This window comes from Brevibacillus sp. FSL K6-2834 (assembly GCF_038592925.1).
Classification (GTDB): domain Bacteria; phylum Bacillota; class Bacilli; order Brevibacillales; family Brevibacillaceae; genus Brevibacillus; species Brevibacillus borstelensis.
This window is the reverse complement of the sequence record NZ_CP151945.1, coordinates 2195195-2212442: the sequence shown is the minus strand read 5'-3', so window position 1 is coordinate 2212442 and position 17248 is coordinate 2195195. Positions and strand designations below refer to the sequence as shown.

At 53.5% G+C, this 17248-nt stretch carries 17 protein-coding genes; 12 read left to right on the top strand and 5 right to left on the bottom strand.

The genetic code is table 11. The features are described from left to right. Positions 1-147: 147 nt before the first annotated feature. Both splB and NST96_RS10890 read right to left on the bottom strand, forming a co-directional pair. Positions 148-1221, bottom strand: coding sequence for a spore photoproduct lyase (gene splB, locus NST96_RS10895; protein ID WP_003387443.1), 1074 nt, complete (start codon positions 1219-1221; stop codon positions 148-150). A gap of 83 nt (positions 1222-1304) precedes the next feature. Then, on the bottom strand, positions 1305-1514 hold the full coding sequence (locus tag NST96_RS10890) for a hypothetical protein (protein WP_003387444.1): 210 nt from the start codon (positions 1512-1514) through the stop codon (positions 1305-1307). Positions 1515-1656: 142 nt separating this feature from the next. Between NST96_RS10890 and NST96_RS10885 the strand changes: the two genes are divergently transcribed. Together NST96_RS10885 and NST96_RS10880 are read left to right on the top strand one after the other, a co-directional pair. Beyond that, on the top strand, positions 1657-2034 hold the full coding sequence (locus NST96_RS10885; protein WP_342406297.1) for a sigma factor: 378 nt from the start codon (positions 1657-1659) through the stop codon (positions 2032-2034). 139 nt (positions 2035-2173) lie between these two features. After that, entirely contained in the window at positions 2174-3604 is a 1431-nt protein-coding gene (locus NST96_RS10880; RefSeq protein WP_342406294.1) for a DUF4179 domain-containing protein, read from the top strand. A gap of 134 nt (positions 3605-3738) precedes the next feature. Here the strand turns inward: NST96_RS10880 and thiD are convergent, their stop codons facing one another. Next, positions 3739-4533, bottom strand: a complete 795-nt coding sequence (thiD, locus tag NST96_RS10875) for a bifunctional hydroxymethylpyrimidine kinase/phosphomethylpyrimidine kinase (RefSeq protein WP_003387448.1) — start codon at positions 4531-4533, stop codon at positions 3739-3741. 106 nt (positions 4534-4639) lie between these two features. On the opposite strand from thiD, the gene NST96_RS10870 reads away from it, so the two are divergent. The 6 genes from NST96_RS10870 (at position 4640) to NST96_RS10845 (ending at position 10347) form a co-directional block, all read left to right on the top strand. Beyond that, positions 4640-5449 carry an ATP-binding protein gene (locus NST96_RS10870; protein ID WP_003387449.1) on the top strand — a complete coding sequence of 270 codons (810 nt, stop codon included), beginning with the start codon at positions 4640-4642 and terminating at the stop codon, positions 5447-5449. Next, positions 5446-6108: a response regulator transcription factor gene (locus tag NST96_RS10865; protein WP_339167761.1), complete on the top strand. Its 663-nt coding sequence runs from the start codon at positions 5446-5448 to the stop codon at positions 6106-6108. The genes NST96_RS10870 and NST96_RS10865 overlap by 4 nt, the downstream gene beginning before the upstream one ends. A gap of 227 nt (positions 6109-6335) precedes the next feature. Next, positions 6336-7298: a zinc ABC transporter substrate-binding protein gene (locus NST96_RS10860; RefSeq protein WP_342406291.1), complete on the top strand. Its 963-nt coding sequence runs from the start codon at positions 6336-6338 to the stop codon at positions 7296-7298. A gap of 27 nt (positions 7299-7325) precedes the next feature. Then, the gene (locus NST96_RS10855; protein WP_003387453.1) at positions 7326-8117 is read left to right on the top strand and encodes a metal ABC transporter ATP-binding protein; all 792 of its coding nucleotides are present in this window, start codon (positions 7326-7328) and stop codon (positions 8115-8117) included. After that, positions 8114-9469: a metal ABC transporter permease gene (locus NST96_RS10850; protein ID WP_024985133.1), complete on the top strand. Its 1356-nt coding sequence runs from the start codon at positions 8114-8116 to the stop codon at positions 9467-9469. The genes NST96_RS10855 and NST96_RS10850 overlap by 4 nt, the downstream gene beginning before the upstream one ends. Next, a complete protein-coding gene (locus NST96_RS10845; protein ID WP_003387455.1) occupies positions 9466-10347 on the top strand; it encodes a metal ABC transporter permease in 882 nt (293 codons plus the stop codon). The genes NST96_RS10850 and NST96_RS10845 overlap by 4 nt, the downstream gene beginning before the upstream one ends. 211 nt (positions 10348-10558) lie before the next feature. On the opposite strand, the gene NST96_RS10840 is transcribed toward NST96_RS10845, so the two are convergent. Both NST96_RS10840 and NST96_RS10835 read right to left on the bottom strand, forming a co-directional pair. Next, positions 10559-11659 carry a TIGR03943 family protein gene (locus NST96_RS10840; RefSeq protein WP_024985132.1) on the bottom strand — a complete coding sequence of 367 codons (1101 nt, stop codon included), beginning with the start codon at positions 11657-11659 and terminating at the stop codon, positions 10559-10561. An 11-nt stretch (positions 11660-11670) separates the two neighbouring features. Then, positions 11671-12675 (bottom strand): permease, encoded by a 1005-nt coding sequence (locus NST96_RS10835; protein WP_003387457.1) that lies wholly within the window; start codon positions 12673-12675, stop codon positions 11671-11673. Positions 12676-12895: 220 nt separating this feature from the next. Here NST96_RS10835 and NST96_RS10830 point away from each other — a divergent pair, with 220 nt between their 5' ends. The 4 genes from NST96_RS10830 to NST96_RS10815 all read left to right on the top strand — a co-directional run bounded on the left by NST96_RS10830 (position 12896) and on the right by NST96_RS10815 (position 17239). Then, positions 12896-13231: a metalloregulator ArsR/SmtB family transcription factor gene (locus tag NST96_RS10830; protein WP_051567436.1), complete on the top strand. Its 336-nt coding sequence runs from the start codon at positions 12896-12898 to the stop codon at positions 13229-13231. A 225-nt stretch (positions 13232-13456) separates the two neighbouring features. Further along, the gene (locus NST96_RS10825; protein ID WP_024985130.1) at positions 13457-14833 is read left to right on the top strand and encodes a hypothetical protein; all 1377 of its coding nucleotides are present in this window, start codon (positions 13457-13459) and stop codon (positions 14831-14833) included. Between the two features lie 164 nt (positions 14834-14997). After that, positions 14998-16047 carry an NAD(P)-binding domain-containing protein gene (locus NST96_RS10820; RefSeq protein ID WP_031931738.1) on the top strand — a complete coding sequence of 350 codons (1050 nt, stop codon included), beginning with the start codon at positions 14998-15000 and terminating at the stop codon, positions 16045-16047. Between the two features lie 34 nt (positions 16048-16081). Then, positions 16082-17239: a cation diffusion facilitator family transporter gene (locus NST96_RS10815; RefSeq protein ID WP_024985128.1), complete on the top strand. Its 1158-nt coding sequence runs from the start codon at positions 16082-16084 to the stop codon at positions 17237-17239. Positions 17240-17248 lie beyond the last annotated feature (9 nt).

Genomic DNA, 17248 nt, shown 5'->3' with positions numbered 1-17248 from the left:
TACGACAAGTCTTCCTCTCCGAAATGTGCTCGCAGCTTGGCTGTTGTCCGCAGGAATCCGTTCGACCAAGAAAACCGCTCAGCATGGGGGCTGGCGGTTCATTGTTTTACGGTCTATCGATCAAAAATTTTTTTGTTCATCTCGTTCTCACGTAAAATACTCGATTTTCGCTTGCGGGAAAAGGCGGGTGATTTCCTTTTCCAAATGCTCACGGAGCGCTTTTGCCTGCACGTCCGGATAAACGTATTTGCCTTTCCCGTATTTGCCCCATTTGTACTTGCGCTCTTCCTCGTTCATTTCCAGCTTTGTCTTCGGATAGCGCTGCAGGATCAGCTTCTTGGCCACCTTGGTGAAGCGGTGCTGGATCAGTTCGAACGTAAGGTCTTCCATCGCCTCCGGCACCAGCTGTTCCCGCAGACGTTCCAGCAAGTCGGTATATCCTTCTTCCCATCCCTCAAACCAGTACAGCGGCGCGAGAATGAAGCCGAGCGGATACCCCGCTTTGGCCACTTTTCCCGCCGCTTCCAGGCGCTGGGCGAATGTGGAAGTCCCCGGTTCAAAGTGCTTGATGACGTAATCAGCGTTCATGCTGAAGCGAAAGCGGGTGTGTTTGTTGTGGGCGGCGTCCAGCAGGGAGTCCACGTGATGGAACTTGGTTACGAAACGAAGCCGTCCCAGCGGCTGCTTCCCCATGAACTCAATCGCTCTCCGCAAATTTCCGGTGATATGCTCGATACTGACCGGGTCCGAGGTGCAAGCCGCCTCAAACCGGGTAATTTCCGGCTCCCGTTCGCGAATGTAGGCTTCCGCCTGCCGGAGTATGTCGTCTGTATTGACATATACGCGGATATACGGCTTTGTGCCGATATTTGTGTTCAAATAACAGTAATGGCAGTGCGCGGCACATCCTGTAGCCAGCGGGATGGCGTATTCGGCAGACGGCTTGGACTGCTCGAATTTGAGCGTCTTGCGCACGCCCACGACCAGCGTCCGCTTCGCATTGCGATACTGCTCCACGTCCGTTTCTCCGGGAATCCCGCGGACCTGGTTGTGGCTGGTCGTCATTCGGATCGGGATGCCCTGCTCCTGATACCGCTGATAAAGCTCTTTCCCTAACGGATAATGGAGTGCGTCGGGCTCGAAGAAAACAAAATCAGGCAGAAACAGCTTTGACTCTTTATTCGCAACTGTTTCCGGTTTTTCTGTAAGCGTCGTCGCCATGTCGATCCCCCCAGAGATAGTATCTCCGAACCCGAGCGAGGGGTTCGATGGAGGAAAATGGCTGTCGCTGTCCTGATGATCAGCTACAGGCGGTTTTTAAACTGGTGAAGCCACTCCAACGCCTGATCCCTCTGCTTCTCGGGTACCTGCAGCACATAGACGTGCCCCGTTCGCTGCGTTTTCCGTGACAAGAGGCGGACACGAATGCCCTTCATTTCCAAGTAGTGCCTGCACTCATTCGCCATTCTTGGCAAACCGTACGACTCATGAATCGTCACCCATTTGATCCACATCCCCGTTTTGACCGTCCTCTCTAGGTGCTATACGATACGATAAGCGAAAAGAAGGCGTCCGGTTCCCCCCAGACAAGGAGAAAAATGCGATTTTGAAAACCGTTTCTTCCCCGTCGCCGTCTAATAAGAAGGAGGGGTGAGCGTGAATCTGGAACAACTCGTCTCGTCTGCCCAGCAGGGGGATGATGACGCCTTTTACAAACTGATGCAGACACATAAAGAAAAGCTGTACAGAGTCGCATACGCTTTCTTTCGCAATGAAACCGACGCCCTGGAGGCTATGCAGGAAGTCACATGCCGTGCTTATCTCAAGCTGCCCAAGCTCAAGCAGCCGGCCTATGTCTCCACGTGGCTGACGAGGATCATGATCCATGTCTGTGTGGATGAGCAAAAACGAAAAAAACGGTCGCTGGCAAGTGATATGGGCAGCGATGCGCCAATTCGGGATGACACGGATACAACCGACCTGCGGCTTGAGCTGGAAGACGCGATTTCCCGGCTGACTGGCATGCATCGGTAGGTTATTATTTTAAAGTACTTCGAAGACTTGACCATACGCGAAATCGCCGCCCTGCTCGATCATCCCGAGGGAACGATCAAGACATGGCTTCACAAGGCGTTGGGCGCGTTGCGCAAAGATTTGGGAAAAGGTTGGTGAGATGATGAATCGACGCGAAGAAACGGACGCTTTTTTCTCAGGAGAAGAGTCGGAATCGCGCCCCGGCGAGGATCGGATCGAGCAACAATTAACAGAGAAGAAGGTACAGTACGAAAAGACTCAGGCTCCTCCGGAGGCAGACGCCTTTATTCTGGCCGGTATGACCCAAGCAAAGGGGCAGTTGCGGAAGCATCAGCGTATATGGCGCATCCGCTGGTCGCTCATTGCCGCGTGCTCCCTGGTTGCGGGCTTGTTGTTCACGATCCGCCTCTCCCCCGCCTTCGCGGCTTATGTGAGCAATATTCCCGGAATGGAGCCGATCGTAAATTTGGTCCAGGCGAAGAAAGGCTTGGAAAGGGCTGCGAAGCACGGGTTGGCACAAGAAATCGGCGCATTTGCGGAAGCGGATAACGTCAGCTTCACGATTGATCGGGTAATCGGGGATCAAAGGCGGATGCTGCTGCTGTATACGATCAGGCACAGGGAACCAGGGCATGTCGTTCGATTGGAGGGCATCGATATTACGGATGACAAGGGCAACCAAATACCGCTCAGCTACTCGCTGTCCAGCGGGAGCTTTAAACCTGTCAGCCATGCGCAGGAAGCGATTGAGATATACCCGACGGATGAAAGTCTGCCGCTCCCGGATCATCTGGTTGTAAAGGCAACGATCTACGTGGATGCCCTGCCAATGGATACTCCGATCAGCGTAACTGTCCCCATCGACAAGTCCAGGTATGCCGACCTGAAAGAAAAAATATACCCGGTCAACCAGACGATTACTGTCGACGGACAAAAACTGACGGTTTCGCAGGTCGCCGTTTACCCTACCCAGGCGGAAGTCACGGTTCGGTTCGCTCCCGAAAATACAAAGCACATCTTCGGTTTCGACAATTTGCGGCTGGTGGATGAAAAGGGACAAACCTTTGCCTTTTGGGGGAATGGCATTCCTTCCCATAAAAATGGCGAGTACGAGGTGATCTACCATCTGGAGAGCAACTATTTCGACACTCCTCAGCAACTCTATCTGAAAGCAAGCGGCATCCAGGCATTGGACAAAGACAAGCTGGTCGTGGTAATCGACGCAAAGAACAAGGTGCTATTGAAAGCGCCGGATGACAGGCTGTCGCTGGAAGCGCTTAGGCAGAATGATGACGTAGTCGGCATGGACTATCACCTTCGCGTCGATGAGCAGGACTTCCACGAGTACGGCTCGCACATTTCAGAGCTGACAGACGATCTGGGAAATCGATACGAATTTGTCCAAGGGACTTCCACCCCATCAGAAACCGAAACCATTCAAAGATATGGCGTCTTGTTCAAGCGTACGGAACCGGCTCGCAAGGGCACCCCCAGCACGTACAAATTTACGCTCAACTACTACCCGACCAGATTGAAGGGGGATCTGTCCATTCCGATCGAGATAAAGTAAAGCAACAGTTGGGAACCTTTTGCACCAGCACAAAATGCCCGCAGCAGGACCCCGATGCACCCTCTTGCATCTAGGTTTTGCTGCGGGCTTTCTTGCTTTGTTTCCCCTGCCAATTGTTGCAAAATCCGTTGTTTTTATTTCACAGCCGCCCAGTGATTGGTCGGCCCATGACCGCCGCCGATCTGCGGTGCCGTTCTGATCGCTTCCACGATAAACCGGTTGGCCCGGTCCACCGCTTCGACGAGCGGCGTGCCTTTCGCCAGCTCGGCAGTAAGCGCCGCCGAAAACGTGCAGCCTGTCCCATGCGTATGACGGGTCGGTACCCGTTCATGCTCCATTTCAAAAAAATCCCGGCCGTCATAGAGGATATCCACGATGGCATCCCCTTGAAGATGGCCCCCTTTCATCATCACATGGCGCGGGCCCATCTGGTGGATCGCTCTAGCCGCTTCGCGCATTTGCTCCGGGGTTTCGATGCGCAGCCCGCTCAAGAACTCGGCTTCCGGCAGGTTGGGAGTGATGACCTCTGCCAGTGGAAGCAAAAAGCGCTTGAGGGCCGCAATCGCCTCATCCTGCAGCAGCTTCGCTCCCCCCTTGGCGATCATGACCGGGTCTACGACCAGCTTTTTTACGTCAAAATGGCTGATTTCCCGGGAGACTGCTTCAATGATCTCCGCGTTAAACAGCATCCCTGTCTTCGCTGCGTCCGTCCCGATATCCCGGAGCACTTCATGCATCTGCTGGGCTACCGCTTCCGTCGGCAGCGGATACACGCCTGTTACACCCAATGTATTTTGCACGGTAACCGCTGTGATAGCGCTTGTCCCGTAAACGCCGAATTGGTGGAAGGTTTTCAGATCAGCCTGAATCCCCGCTCCTCCTCCGCTGTCCGATCCTGCGATTGTCATCGCTTTTGCAAGTCGGTTCACGTCTGCTCCTCCTATCCTCTCTGTCTTCTGTTATGAGTATATCATCAGCCCGTCTCCTCCGGTATACTGGGAATGTACCATCTGGTCAAAGGAAAGGGATGTAACTATGACGTACCGTGTCTTATACTGGTTGACTGTACTGCTCCCGCCAATCGTCATCGGCGGTTTTGAATTTGTACGCCACGACTTTTTGCTGCCTTATTTATCCATGGAAACAGGCAATGTCTACATCACAATATTGACTCTGCTGCTCTCCTTTCTCTTCGCTACCTGGATGTTCCGCAAGATTGACCGGATGAATGCCCGGATCGTGGAGGAACAAGCTCGCCGCGCCGTCTACGAAGAGCGGGAACGGCTGGCCAGAGAGCTGCATGACGGTATTGCCCAATCACTGTTCTTCCTCAACGTCAAGCTGAAGCAGGGCCAATTGGAGGACGCCCGCGCTGCAGTCTCCGCGATTGACAATGACGTACGCCACGCCATTTTCAACCTGCGCTCTCTCCCCGAAGAAGGCAGCAGCCTGACCCAGCGGCTGGAAAACTGGCTGGCACAGTGGAGCGCCCTCTCCGGCGTTGATGTCACTCACCAGATCGAAGTGCCTGACGGCTTCTTTTCCCCTGCCGAAGAAGTCCAGCTATTTGGCATTGTCCAAGAGACCTTTGCCAATATTCAAAAGCATGCAGGGGCCAGACACGCTTGGCTGACATTAAAAGCGTTACGTGCAGACAATTGGTGTCTGTCTGTCGAAGACGACGGCATCGGAATCAGCCTGGACGAGCATGAAGCGAAAAAATACGGCCTTAAAATGGTTCGGGAACGAGCCAAGCAGCTGGGCTCCACTATCGAAATTACACAGAGAACGGAGGGCGGCACTTCCATCCGCCTGGTGTTCGATCGAGGAGGTAACAAAGCGTGAATGCGTACCGCGTTCTGATTGCAGATGATCACCATATGGCGAGGCTGGCTATCCGCAGTCTCCTGGAGCAAGACCCTTCCTTTTACGTCATCGGTGAAGCGACCAATGGCGAAGAAGCCTATCAAATGTGCGGAGCACTGCAGCCGGACCTGGTGCTGATGGATATCAACATGCCGCGTTGGACTGGTCTGGAGGCAACGCGAGAGGTAAAAAAGGCATACCCGCATATAAAAGTTGTCATTCTCAGCATCTCTGATGATGTGGGAGATCTGATCACAGCCATACAATTTGGGGCCCAAGGCTATCTTTTGAAAAACCTGGAGCCGGACGACTGGATTACCTATTTGCACGCCCTTCTCGGTGAAGACAGCGAGCTCTCAAGAGAAATGGCCGCGCGCTTGTTTACCCGCTTCCGGCAGGAAGAAAGCATGAATGAGCCTGTCCCCGACGTGTTGACTCCGCGCGAACGCGAAATCGTGATGTACGTCGGCGCAGGCAAAACAAACCGGGAAATCAGCGACGCCCTGATCATCGCAGAAAATACCGTAAAAAATCACATCAAAAACATTCTTGAAAAGCTGCAACTGGTCAATCGCGTCCAGCTCGCAGCCTACGCCGTAAGGCATCATCTGATGCTCAAGCAAAGCGACGAGCGTTAGCTGCCCAGCCAGGTGAAAGCGATAGGGCCAGCGGGCACGCTCTGCTGTCCCTTGCGTGTGTATTATGGTTACAGCAACAGCACGTGTATTCCAGGATCAAAAAACTTGTACAAGCGAAACATTTTTGTCCTGAGAAAATAGTGTTGCGCTGTGCCATTTTTTTGTGTTAAAGTTGCACGAGGGAAACATTTATGTCTAAGGATAAAATATTTGAGGAGGGACAACTTTTGAGTGCTAAGACTACATATCAAAGAGTGCTGAAAGGAACGTTTTACTCTGTCTTGACAGCTGCTTTTCTATTGACCGGCTGCGGGACAAAGGAGGAGCCGGCAACAAAGCCGGCTGCTGGTGAGACTGTCTGGAAAGTCACGGCAACGACAGGCATGGTCGCCGATATTGTAAAAGAAGTGGGCGGCGAACATGTCGAGGTGACACAATTGATGGGCGCCGGGGTCGATCCTCACCTGTACAAAGCGTCCGAAGGAGATATCAGGCGGATTGACCAGGCCGATATCATCTTCTACTCCGGGCTGCATCTCGAGGGGAAAATGGTCGAAATCTTCGAGAAAATGAGTGCGAAGAAGCCGGTAAAAGCGGTTACCGCCAGTTTGACAAGGGAGCATCTGCTGGCTGACCCTGCTGCTCCTGAAAGCCCCGACCCGCACGTCTGGTTTGACGTCTCGCTATGGATGAAGGCTGTCGAGCAGGTACGGGACGATCTCGCCGCGTTTGACGCTGCTCACGCATCGAGCTATCAGGCCAACGCGGAGCGATATTTGCAAGAGTTGAAAGAACTTGATGATTACGCACGGGAGCAGCTCGGCTCGATCCCGAAAGAACAGCGCGTTTTGGTCACGGCGCACGACGCTTTCCAATACTTCGGTCGCGGCTATGACGTAGAGGTGATGGGGCTGCAAGGAATCAGCACCGCTTCCGAGTATGGCCTGAAGGATGTGCAGACGCTTGTAGATACGCTGGTTGAACGCAAAATCAAAGCCGTCTTTGTGGAATCGTCCGTTCCCAAGCGCTCTATCGAAGCAGTAGTGCAAGGTGCAGCTGCGAAAAATCACACTGTAGCCATTGGCGGCGAGCTGTTTTCGGACGCCATGGGAGAGCCCGGCACACCGGAGGGCAACTACATCGGGATGGTTCGCCACAACGTCGATACGATTGTGAACGCTTTAAAATAAACTAACTTTTCTAAAGGAGGAAGACAGATGAGCAGCCAGACTGGAGCTGTACCTCTGCTGGTACGCGATATGACCGTCGCCTATCAGAAAAAGCCGGTACTGCGTAATGTAAATCTTTCGGTCCCGGAAGGAAAACTGATCGGCATCATCGGACCAAATGGAGCGGGAAAGTCTACGTTTATCAAAGCGGTTCAAGGCTTGATTCCGACCGCTTCGGGCACTGCGGAGGTGTATGGAAAGCCGTTTTCCCAGCAGCGCAGATCGGTGGGCTACGTCCCCCAACGCGAGTCGGTAGACTGGGATTTTCCTACAGACGCTCTCGACGTAGTCTTGATGGGAAGATACGGACGATTGGGGTGGTTCCGGCGTCCCGGCAAAGCTGACCGGCAGTTTGCCCTGGATTGCCTGAAAAAAGTGGGAATGGCGGATTATGCCGACCGCCAGATCAGCCAATTGTCCGGCGGCCAGCAGCAGCGGGTTTTCCTCGCCCGCGCTCTTGCCCAGGAAGCCCAGCTCTACTTCATGGACGAACCGTTCGCAGGCGTTGATGCTGCCACCGAGAGGGCTATCATTCAGCTTCTGAACGATCTGAAAAAACAGCAAAAAACCGTTCTGGTCGTCCATCACGACCTCCAGACGGTCGATGAGTACTTTGACTGGGTCATCCTGTTGAACAGACGCGTGATCGCCGCAGGTCCCGTCAAAGAGATCTTCACGGCTGAAAACCTGCAAAAAACGTATGGCGGCCGCTTGCAAGTGCTGGGGACCCAGGTTCTCCTCACCAACGACAAAACGTCCGGGGAGGCGGATGCAACATGAATCTCCTTCTCGCCCTTCAAGACCCCAATACGCAATGGGTTTTGATGGGATGCATCCTGCTCGGCACAAGCAGCGGGATTCTCGGCTGCTTTGCCTTTCTGCGGGGGCGTTCGCTCGTCGGTGACGCCCTTGCACATGCTGCGTTACCCGGTGTATGCATGATCTTTCTTTTGACTGGCTCCAAATCGATCGGACTGTTTCTCATCGGAGCCGGAGTAGCCGGTTTGTTGGCCAGCTACAGCATTACGGCCATCTCCCGCTACAGCCGGATCAAGGAGGATACTTCACTGGCCATCGTCCTGTCCGTTTTTTTCGGCATCGGCATCGTGCTTTTGACGTTCATCCAGCACAGCGCCAGCGGAAATCAGAGCGGTCTTGACAAATTTTTGTTCGGGCAAGCTGCTTCGTTGGTGAAAAGCGATGTGGTGACGATCATGATCGTGGCCAGTGTACTGATCGGGCTGACGGCGATCCTCTTCAAGGAGTTCACCCTGCTTTCCTTTGACCCGGGATTTGGCCGCGGCCTTGGCTATCCGATGGGCCTCTTGGACGGATTGCTCATGCTGATGCTGCTGATGTCAGTCGTGATCGGCTTGCAGGCAGTCGGAGTCGTCCTCGTCGCCGCCATGTTGATCGCCCCTGCCGTGACCGCTCGATACTGGACGGATAAGCTGAGCAGAATGGTCGTGTTGTCGGGAGTATTCGGTGCGCTTAGCGGCGTGCTTGGTACATTGATCAGCACCCAGCAGGAAAACCTGCCTACCGGCCCGACTATCGTCCTTTCCGCAACCTGCTTTTTTGTCCTTTCGATCCTGTTCTCTCCCCGCAGAGGGGTGCTGGCGCGTCTTTTCCGTTTTTTCAAGCTGCGGCGCAAGGTTCTGATCGAGGATGTTCAGCAGGCCTTGTACGAGTGTTTGGAGGAGCAAGCAGGCAGCTCTCGTCCGGGAGGTGTCTACCTCGGAATCGGTTCGGCCGAGCTCGCTTTGAAAAGCGGAAAAAGCTTGTCCCAGGTGAAAAGCGCTTTGGCGGAAATGGTTCGGCAAAAAATCGTGGCCGAACGTGCCAAGGCGGATGGAAGTTCAACCTGGACGTTTACACCGGATGGGTTGAAAAACTCCTATCTGCTTGTGCTGAACCAAAGGCTGTGGGACCTGTACCACATGAACCAAAATGAGTATCATCACGTTCACATTGATCAATCTCAGGAAGAGCTGGCACCGCAGTTGACTGAAGAAATGCTGGAGAAGATGCTGGCCCAGCTCGAAGCGTATGATTTGACGCCGAAGCTGACGGAAGGCACACAGGCCATAAGCCGCTTGTACGCCCGCGAGCAGGGAGGATTGTCACTATGAATACGTTCTGGATCATTTTGACCGGGGCATTGGTCGCTGCTTCATGCGGTTTTCTGGGCTGCTTTCTGATCCTTCGCAGAATGGCGATGCTCGGGGATGCGATCAGCCACTCGATCCTTCCCGGCATTGTGATTGCCTTTTTGCTGAGCGGGAGCCGCGATATTTTGCCGATGCTGATCGGTGCTGCTGTCGTCGGCCTGTTGACCGTCTTTATCGTGCAGCTTCTCAGTCAAAACGGCGTGAAAGCGGACGCTGCCATTGGCGTAACGTTTACCGCTCTGTTTTCTGTAGGCGTCGTGCTAGTCTCCTTGTACACCGCGCAGGTCGATCTCGATCTGGACTGCGTCCTGTACGGAGAAATCGCTTATGTCCCGTGGGATACATGGCAGTGGGGCGGAATCGACATGGGCCCGCGTGCCGCTTGGGGAATTGGCGGTGTGTTTCTGCTCAGCCTGCTGCTTGTCGGCCTTTTCTTCAAGCAGTTCAAGCTGTGCAGCTTTGATCCCGCCCTTGCTGCCGCGATCGGCATTCCCGTCGTATTTTTCCACTACCTGCTGATGACACTGGTCTCCTTTACAACCGTGGCAGCGTTTGAGAGCGTAGGGGCCATCCTGGTAGTGGCGATGCTGGTCGTGCCCAGCGCGACGGCATACCTATTGACGGAAAAGCTGCACGTCATGCTTTTTATCAGTATGGGGGTTGGCGTTCTCTGCTCGGTATTTGGCTATCTGCTCGCCTCCTGGATGGACAGCTCGATCGCCGGCTCGATGACAGCCGTCTCCGGTCTTTTGTTTTTGCTGGCGTTCCTCTTCTCGCCGCGCCACGGGATGGTTATCCGGATGCTGGCCCGCCGCAGAATGCGCTTGGGCACCAATTGATCCGGGAATTGAGTCGTTGTCGTTCCCATGACTTTTCTCATTCAGTTCCCCGAAACGCTGACCTGTTTTCGGAAGAGCCTATGTTTTTTGGTGTAACCACTTCTTGAGTTACCCAAAGTCTAGGGCCATAAAAATAGCTGACGGCAGATACCGTCAGCTTCTTTTTTCTTTTCGGCAAAAGCTCCCCGCTTCGGTGCGTTAACTAGTCTGATCAAGGCGAGGGAGCCGTTTCAAAATTGTAATAGACATACGGGTCCTTCGGCGCCTCTACCTTTTCTACCTTCGATGCCTTCAACACGAGCATGTCGTACTCGTTTACTTTTCTCAACTCCAGCTTTCCCCGAACCTGCACCCAGCTGTCCGTTTTCCACTTGCTTGCCTCCGGCACTTCGACCAGAATGCCAAAGACTGTCGCATCTGCCGTGCAGCAAGAAACAGAGAACCGGGCGACGACGAATTGCTCCGGTGAAAATCCTGCCTCCCGGTACACAAAGCCCATTGTTTGCACTTCTTTGCCGGCAAATTCCTTGGAGAACAAATCCATCGTCGTCAAGCCGTCGAGAAACAGCTTGTCATCCAGCAGAATTACCGGTTGTTTGTACATCTTGACTGCCAAATCGGTATAAAAACCGCCAAATTGTTCAGGGTTGAACAAGGCGCGTAGTTCCTCGTCTGTTGCGGCTGTATTGCCAGAAGCGTGACCTGTGTCCGTATTTTTCGACTCGATGCTGTTTGTTCCGGATGAATTCGAGTCAATCGGGACGACTTCCACCTCCTGCCTAGAGCTGGATGCATCCCCAGCTTCTCCTGTAATTGCAGCGGCATTCGCTTTCTGGCCTGTTCCGGACGACTCCGGCAACCGACCGCTTCCGCTCTCCCCTCCTGCACCTTCCTCTGATAAAGGCGCAGCAACGGTGACTTTCTTTACCCAATGGCTTTCCCCTGTCAAGAGCGTAACACCCCGCTTTTCCGCCAAAGAGCTGCCGAGAATCTTGTCCGGCATCACAAACCCCATCAAGAGCGGCAAAGCAAACAAGGAGTACACAACAATCGAAATCCAGCGGTTGCGAGGGAGCTTGTGGGCGTCCTCGCAGTCACACTCATAGGCTGTAGGTCCAATGACAGCCTGGCGGATACTGGCAATCGTAAGCAGGCAAAAAACCCCGAGCGTGACATAGCTCAGCATATGCAGGCGCGGAGCCAGATACTGACTGAGGCTTCCCGACCAGATCAGCTCCGCGAGCAGCACCGTAAATCCGGCCAACAGAAAGCTGCGCACCCAATAATGACGTTTTACAGCATTCGCATCCATCTGTCTCCCCCCTACACTGGTATGAGCAATGTGACGGCAAGCACCAGCAGCGTCACAGTCAATAGCAGCTTGACGACAAAGCCGAATCGAAACGAGCCAAACAGCATCATCGTGCTTTTCAAGTCAAGCATCGGCCCGTAGACTAGAAAAGCCAACAGCGAGCTGGCATGAAACGTATTTGCGAAGGAAGCCGCGATAAAGGCATCCGCTTCCGAACAGAGCGAGAACACATACGCCATGCCCATCATGACCAAATGGGAAGTAAACGGTGTTTGTCCGATAGACAGCAGCGTCTCCCGACTGATCCAGACTTGCAGTACTGAGCTGATCAGGGCGCCAAACAGCAAGTATTTGCCCATATCAAAAAATTCGTCGACCGCGTGGTTCAGCGTAGCACCGAGCTTGCCGCCGACCGCTTCCGCATGTGCCGTCTCATGGCGAATCTCTTGCTCCACACCGATCCGGAGCGGATTCTTTTTGACGGTCAAAAATATCAGCACACCGGTGATCACGGCGACGAGAAAAGCGGCCAAGACCCGGTAGTAGGCCAGATCAGGAAAGCGTTGAAAAGCAACCACCGTCGATGTAAATACGACCGGGTTGACGACAGGCCCTGCCAGCAGGAAGACAATGCCCACATGAACCGGCATCCCTTTTTGAATCAATCGCCGGACGACCGGAATGATCGCACACTCGCAGACGGGAAAAAGGATTCCCAAAAGGCCCGCAAAAGGAATCGCCGCAAGCGGATGCCGAGGCGTCCAGCGCCTTACCTGCTCTTCCGATACAAACGTCTGAATAAAGGCGGAAAAGAAAACTCCCAACAATACAAACGGGATGGCTTCCAGAAGAATGCTGAGAAAAAGTGTTTTTACATCAAGCAAGCTCGGGGATTGAAGAAAGCCAAGCAAGCCGGACTCGCCACTTCCACCTCTGCCCAGCAACAAGACGACAAACGTTCCCAACAAAAGAGCCCCCATGATTTCCAGAGACAGCCCCCGTATCTTTGCCAGCACAGCTCGTTCCTCCAATCCAGCTTCAAAATTGCTTGTCCTTACTCATTATATGCATTCTTTACAACAATTCCACCTATTGGGAAATGTAAAAAAGAGATTGCTTGCACGAATTGCATACCTGTACTTTTTTTCCAGCTCAATCCGTTTTATAATACCTAAACAGGGAGGTGATGACGTGCCATCTGATGATACGCTCGGAAAAGACGCCCACATATGCGAAATGCAAAGTGTCGATGAAGCCAAGGTAAACCGTTTGAAGCCGCGCATGCAGGAAACCGACGGCGTAGCGACCATCTTTAAAGCGCTTGCTGACGATACGAGAGCGAAAATAATATACGCCCTCGCCCTCGAAGGGGAGCTATGCGTCTGTGATGTAGCAAACGTGATAGAGGGTACGATCGCCAATACCTCTCACCATCTGCGCCTCTTGCGCAATATGGGGCTGGCTCGTCACCGGAAAGAGGGCAAGCTGGTCTACTACTCCCTCGATGATGATCATGTCCGCCATCTGATTCTCTCTGGCGTTGAGCATGCAGCCGAACGAAGACAAAACTGACCTGATATCCCGAAGCCCTTCCCCTTTCTCCCCCTGCTCCGGGCACTTCCATCATCCCGCCAACAACTTTCTTGTCATTCACGCCAGTCTTCTTCCACTTTTATGTTTTCAGATTACCGTGTACTGCATGGAAAGGAGGTGGTCGGCTTTTCCCACGATATAGATTCACCGTTTGACGTTGCTGACTGGTCTAGAGCAAACTCTTGACAAAAGGAGGCGTCATCTATGAATCAACCGGATATCGGGAATATGGATCTGTGCATTAAAGACGTGATGGAGGCAGCCTTGGACAACAACCGAGGACCTGAAGACCCTACGGACTTTCAACAGCTGTATACTCGATTAGTCGCCGCACGGGAAAAGCTCCCGCCACTCTATCAGGATCGCGTCTACCAGCCCTTCATCAAGGCACTGGACGAGCTTTCCGAAAAAGGCTTTGCCGAGCTGCTTCGCCGCGATCCCAACCGGGAGCAGGCTGCCGGTTTGCTGCTCGACATCGCACAGGCCATTCTCCAAAACGGAGAAGGCTATGAAGACCGCGCTACCGATGCCTTCCAGGAAGTGGTCAGCGACTTGTATGACGGCTTTCTAAGTGCATCCGACCGAAATGGAATCAAGCCTCCCGACCTCAGTGTGACAGCTCCGCTGGTCAAGTGGGGACGGCCTGAATACGGTCCTTATACGTGGACCATTGCGGCCGCCTCTCACTTTGGCCTTGAAACAGGCATTGTCAATCTCCCGCCCTCTCATGCCAAACGGGGCCTGCTCGGATGGTCTGCGCTGAGCCACGAAACCGCGGGGCATGACATTCTTCACGCAGACACAGGCCTATTGAAAGAACTGGCGCAAAAAATTCGCGAGCAATTGTTGAAGCAAAATTTCACCTTGGGATTGGCCAATTATTGGTCGCAACGAGTGGATGAGACCGCTTCCGATGTACTGGGAATCCTCAACATGGGACCCGCAGCCGGTATCGGCCTGATCGGCTATTTCCGGGGGCTGAACGGTGCATGGAACGGGACGCCGACCTTGCGAAACACGGGGCCTGAGTACGATTCCCATCCTGCCGATATTTTGCGCGGCTATCTTGCTGCCGAAACCGTTCGCCTGCTTCAATTTGACCAGGCGGAAGCGTGGGCAGAGGCGATTTCCGCCGAGACCGACAAGGATTTGACTACCATCCAGCTCGGAAGGCAGACAGTCGATGCCAAAACTGCCCGGAAATCTGCTGCTGTCGTCGCTCAAGCGATAACAGAATCACGTCTGAATAGCCTCGAACAGCATTCACTCGGACAAATCCAGAACTGGCATAACGAAGATGAGCGCATCGCAAGCCAAATCCGGGCACATATCCACTCAGAGTCAAAGCTGCATGAATGCTACGTTTCAGGGATGTATGCCGCGCATGTCGTGGCGGCTTCCGTCACTGCTTCTCTGGAGAAAAACGCAAACATCGAAGCGATTTTTGCCGGCATGCTCGCCTTGCTCAAGGAGATGCACGATGCCAACCCTGCATGGGGACCACTCTACGTCAAGCATCGAGGCGACCTTACGCGTCATCGCGCCTATCGGTTCCCCGCTGCTCAATCAGTCGCTGGATAAGCTTTTGCTGGGCCGCTGAAACCTGGCGGCCATTTTTTTATTCTCATCATTCAAATATATGCTTGATTATTGTTTTGTTTTTGGTATACTTTTCCTAACAGCATGCGGTACTTCATCTGGAACCTTTAAAATGGGAGCTTTCCCCTAAGAAACGAGGTTTTTGCATGAAAACATACGAGGTTATCGTCGTAGGAGCCGGCCAAGCCGGTTTGGCGATGGGATACTACTTGGTCAAAAAAGGAATATCCTGCCTCCTGATAGACAAACATAAGCGGATTGGGGATGTATGGAGAGAGCGTTATGATTCGTTGGTGCTGTTCACCCCGCGCAAACAAAGCGATCTTCCCGGACTTCCTTTTCCCGGCGAACGGAGCGGCCTTCCTGCAAAGGATGAGGTTGCCGACTATCTGGAGCGGTATGCTGCGCATCATTCTCTCCCGATTCAGCTCGATACGGAAGTACAGACCCTAATCCCAACCGGCTCGGGTTATCGCGTGGAAACCTCGGACGGCACTTATAGCGCCCGACAGATCGTCATTGCAACCGGGCCCTTTCAGGTTCCGAACATTCCGCTGATGCATACGCAGGCAGCCGATGATATTGTGCAGCTCCATACAGCTCACTATAAAAACGAAACGCAGCTTCAAGACGGGCCGGTGCTCGTCGTCGGCTCCGGCAATTCCGGTGCGCAAATCGCCGCAGAGCTTGCTTCCCATCGAACCGTTTACCTCTCCATGGGGCAAAAGAGGATGTTTCTTCCCCGTTCCCTGTTCGGGAAGCCCATGTTCTGGTACTTTCAGGCTACAGGCCTGTTGACGGCACCGATAACCTCAAGCTTGGGAAAATGGCTACAATCAAAACCAGACCCGATCTTTGGCTACAGGCGTGAACTGCGCAAATGGGAAAAGGCCGGAACTCTCCAGCTAAAGGAACGCACCGTCGCTTTGTCGGGACGAACCGCAGTTTTTGCAGACGGCAGCCGCACTGACATAGCCAATGTGATATGGAGTACAGGCTTTTATTCCCGCTACGATTGGATAAAAGTTCCGGGAGTTCTCGATCCCAAGGGTCAACCCCTGCATACTCGTGGAGTTTCTCCCGCAAAAGGCATTTATTTTCTGGGGCTGCCCTGGCAGTATCGCCGCTCTTCTGCCTTGCTCGGGGGAGTTGGCTTGGACGCGGCGTACTTGATCGAGCGGATTTGCAATTACTAATTTCATGCTCTCATTGACAGAGGAGGCGTATCTTATGGGTTTCCATCACCACCACGGCGATTCCCACGACCACTCGCACCATCACCATGGAAAGGGCGCAAGCAAACGCGCTCTCGGAATTGCCCTGTCCATCATCACCGTCTTTCTTGTCGTCGAGGTAATCGGCGGATTCATGACCAACAGCCTTGCCCTCCTGTCAGATGCCGGTCACATGCTAAGTGACGCAATGGCTCTGTTGTTAAGCCTGCTTGCATTCATCATGGCTTCCCGCCCGCCTTCTGCCGAAAGAACGTACGGTCTGCACCGATTTGAAATCCTCGCTGCTCTAGTCAACGGGGTGACACTGGTCGTCATCTCGCTTGTCATCCTGTGGGAGGCCTACCAGCGGCTGTGGGATCCGCCTGAGGTGGCCAGCGGCACCATGGTTGCGATCGCCGCCATCGGCCTTTTCGCCAATATCGCCGCTGCGTTCGTACTGATGCGGGGCGACTATAAAAATAACGTCAACGTTCGCAGTGCCTTCTTGCATGTGCTCGGCGACCTGCTCGGTTCTGTCGGGGCCATTATCGGCGGCCTTTTGATGATGTGGTTTGACTGGTATTTGGCCGACCCGCTGATCAGCATCATCGTAGCTGTCCTGATCATGTTCAGCGCCTGGCGCGTCACAAAAGAATCGGTCAACATTTTAATGGAGGCAGTCCCATCACGGATTGACACGAGAAAAATAAAAGAACGCTTGGAGCAAATAAGCGGCGTTCAAGAGGTCCATGATCTTCACGTCTGGACAGTCACGTCAGGCTTTGATTCGCTCACCTGCCACTTGACCGTTCACGACAGCTTGCCAAGCTACCCGATCTTGAATGAAGCCATCCGCATTTTGCACGATGAATTTGGCATTCCGCATACGACGATCCAGGTGGAAAACTCCTCGATCAGACACGCAGAGCTGGCTTGCGAAAATCACGGCGACAACCACCAGAAAAAGCAGCCATGGGCAAATGTTCACGGTCATGATCATGGGGGCAATCACGGGCACAAGCACGATCACAGACATGATCGCGAACACAACCACGAACACGGCTACAATCACGGACATGTTCACAGCCACGCACCCTCCGATCATGATGACCACGGCTCTGCTCCTGGTCACAGCCGTAGTCATCATCACGATAATCCAAAAGCTACTTCCTGAGTCCTTCTT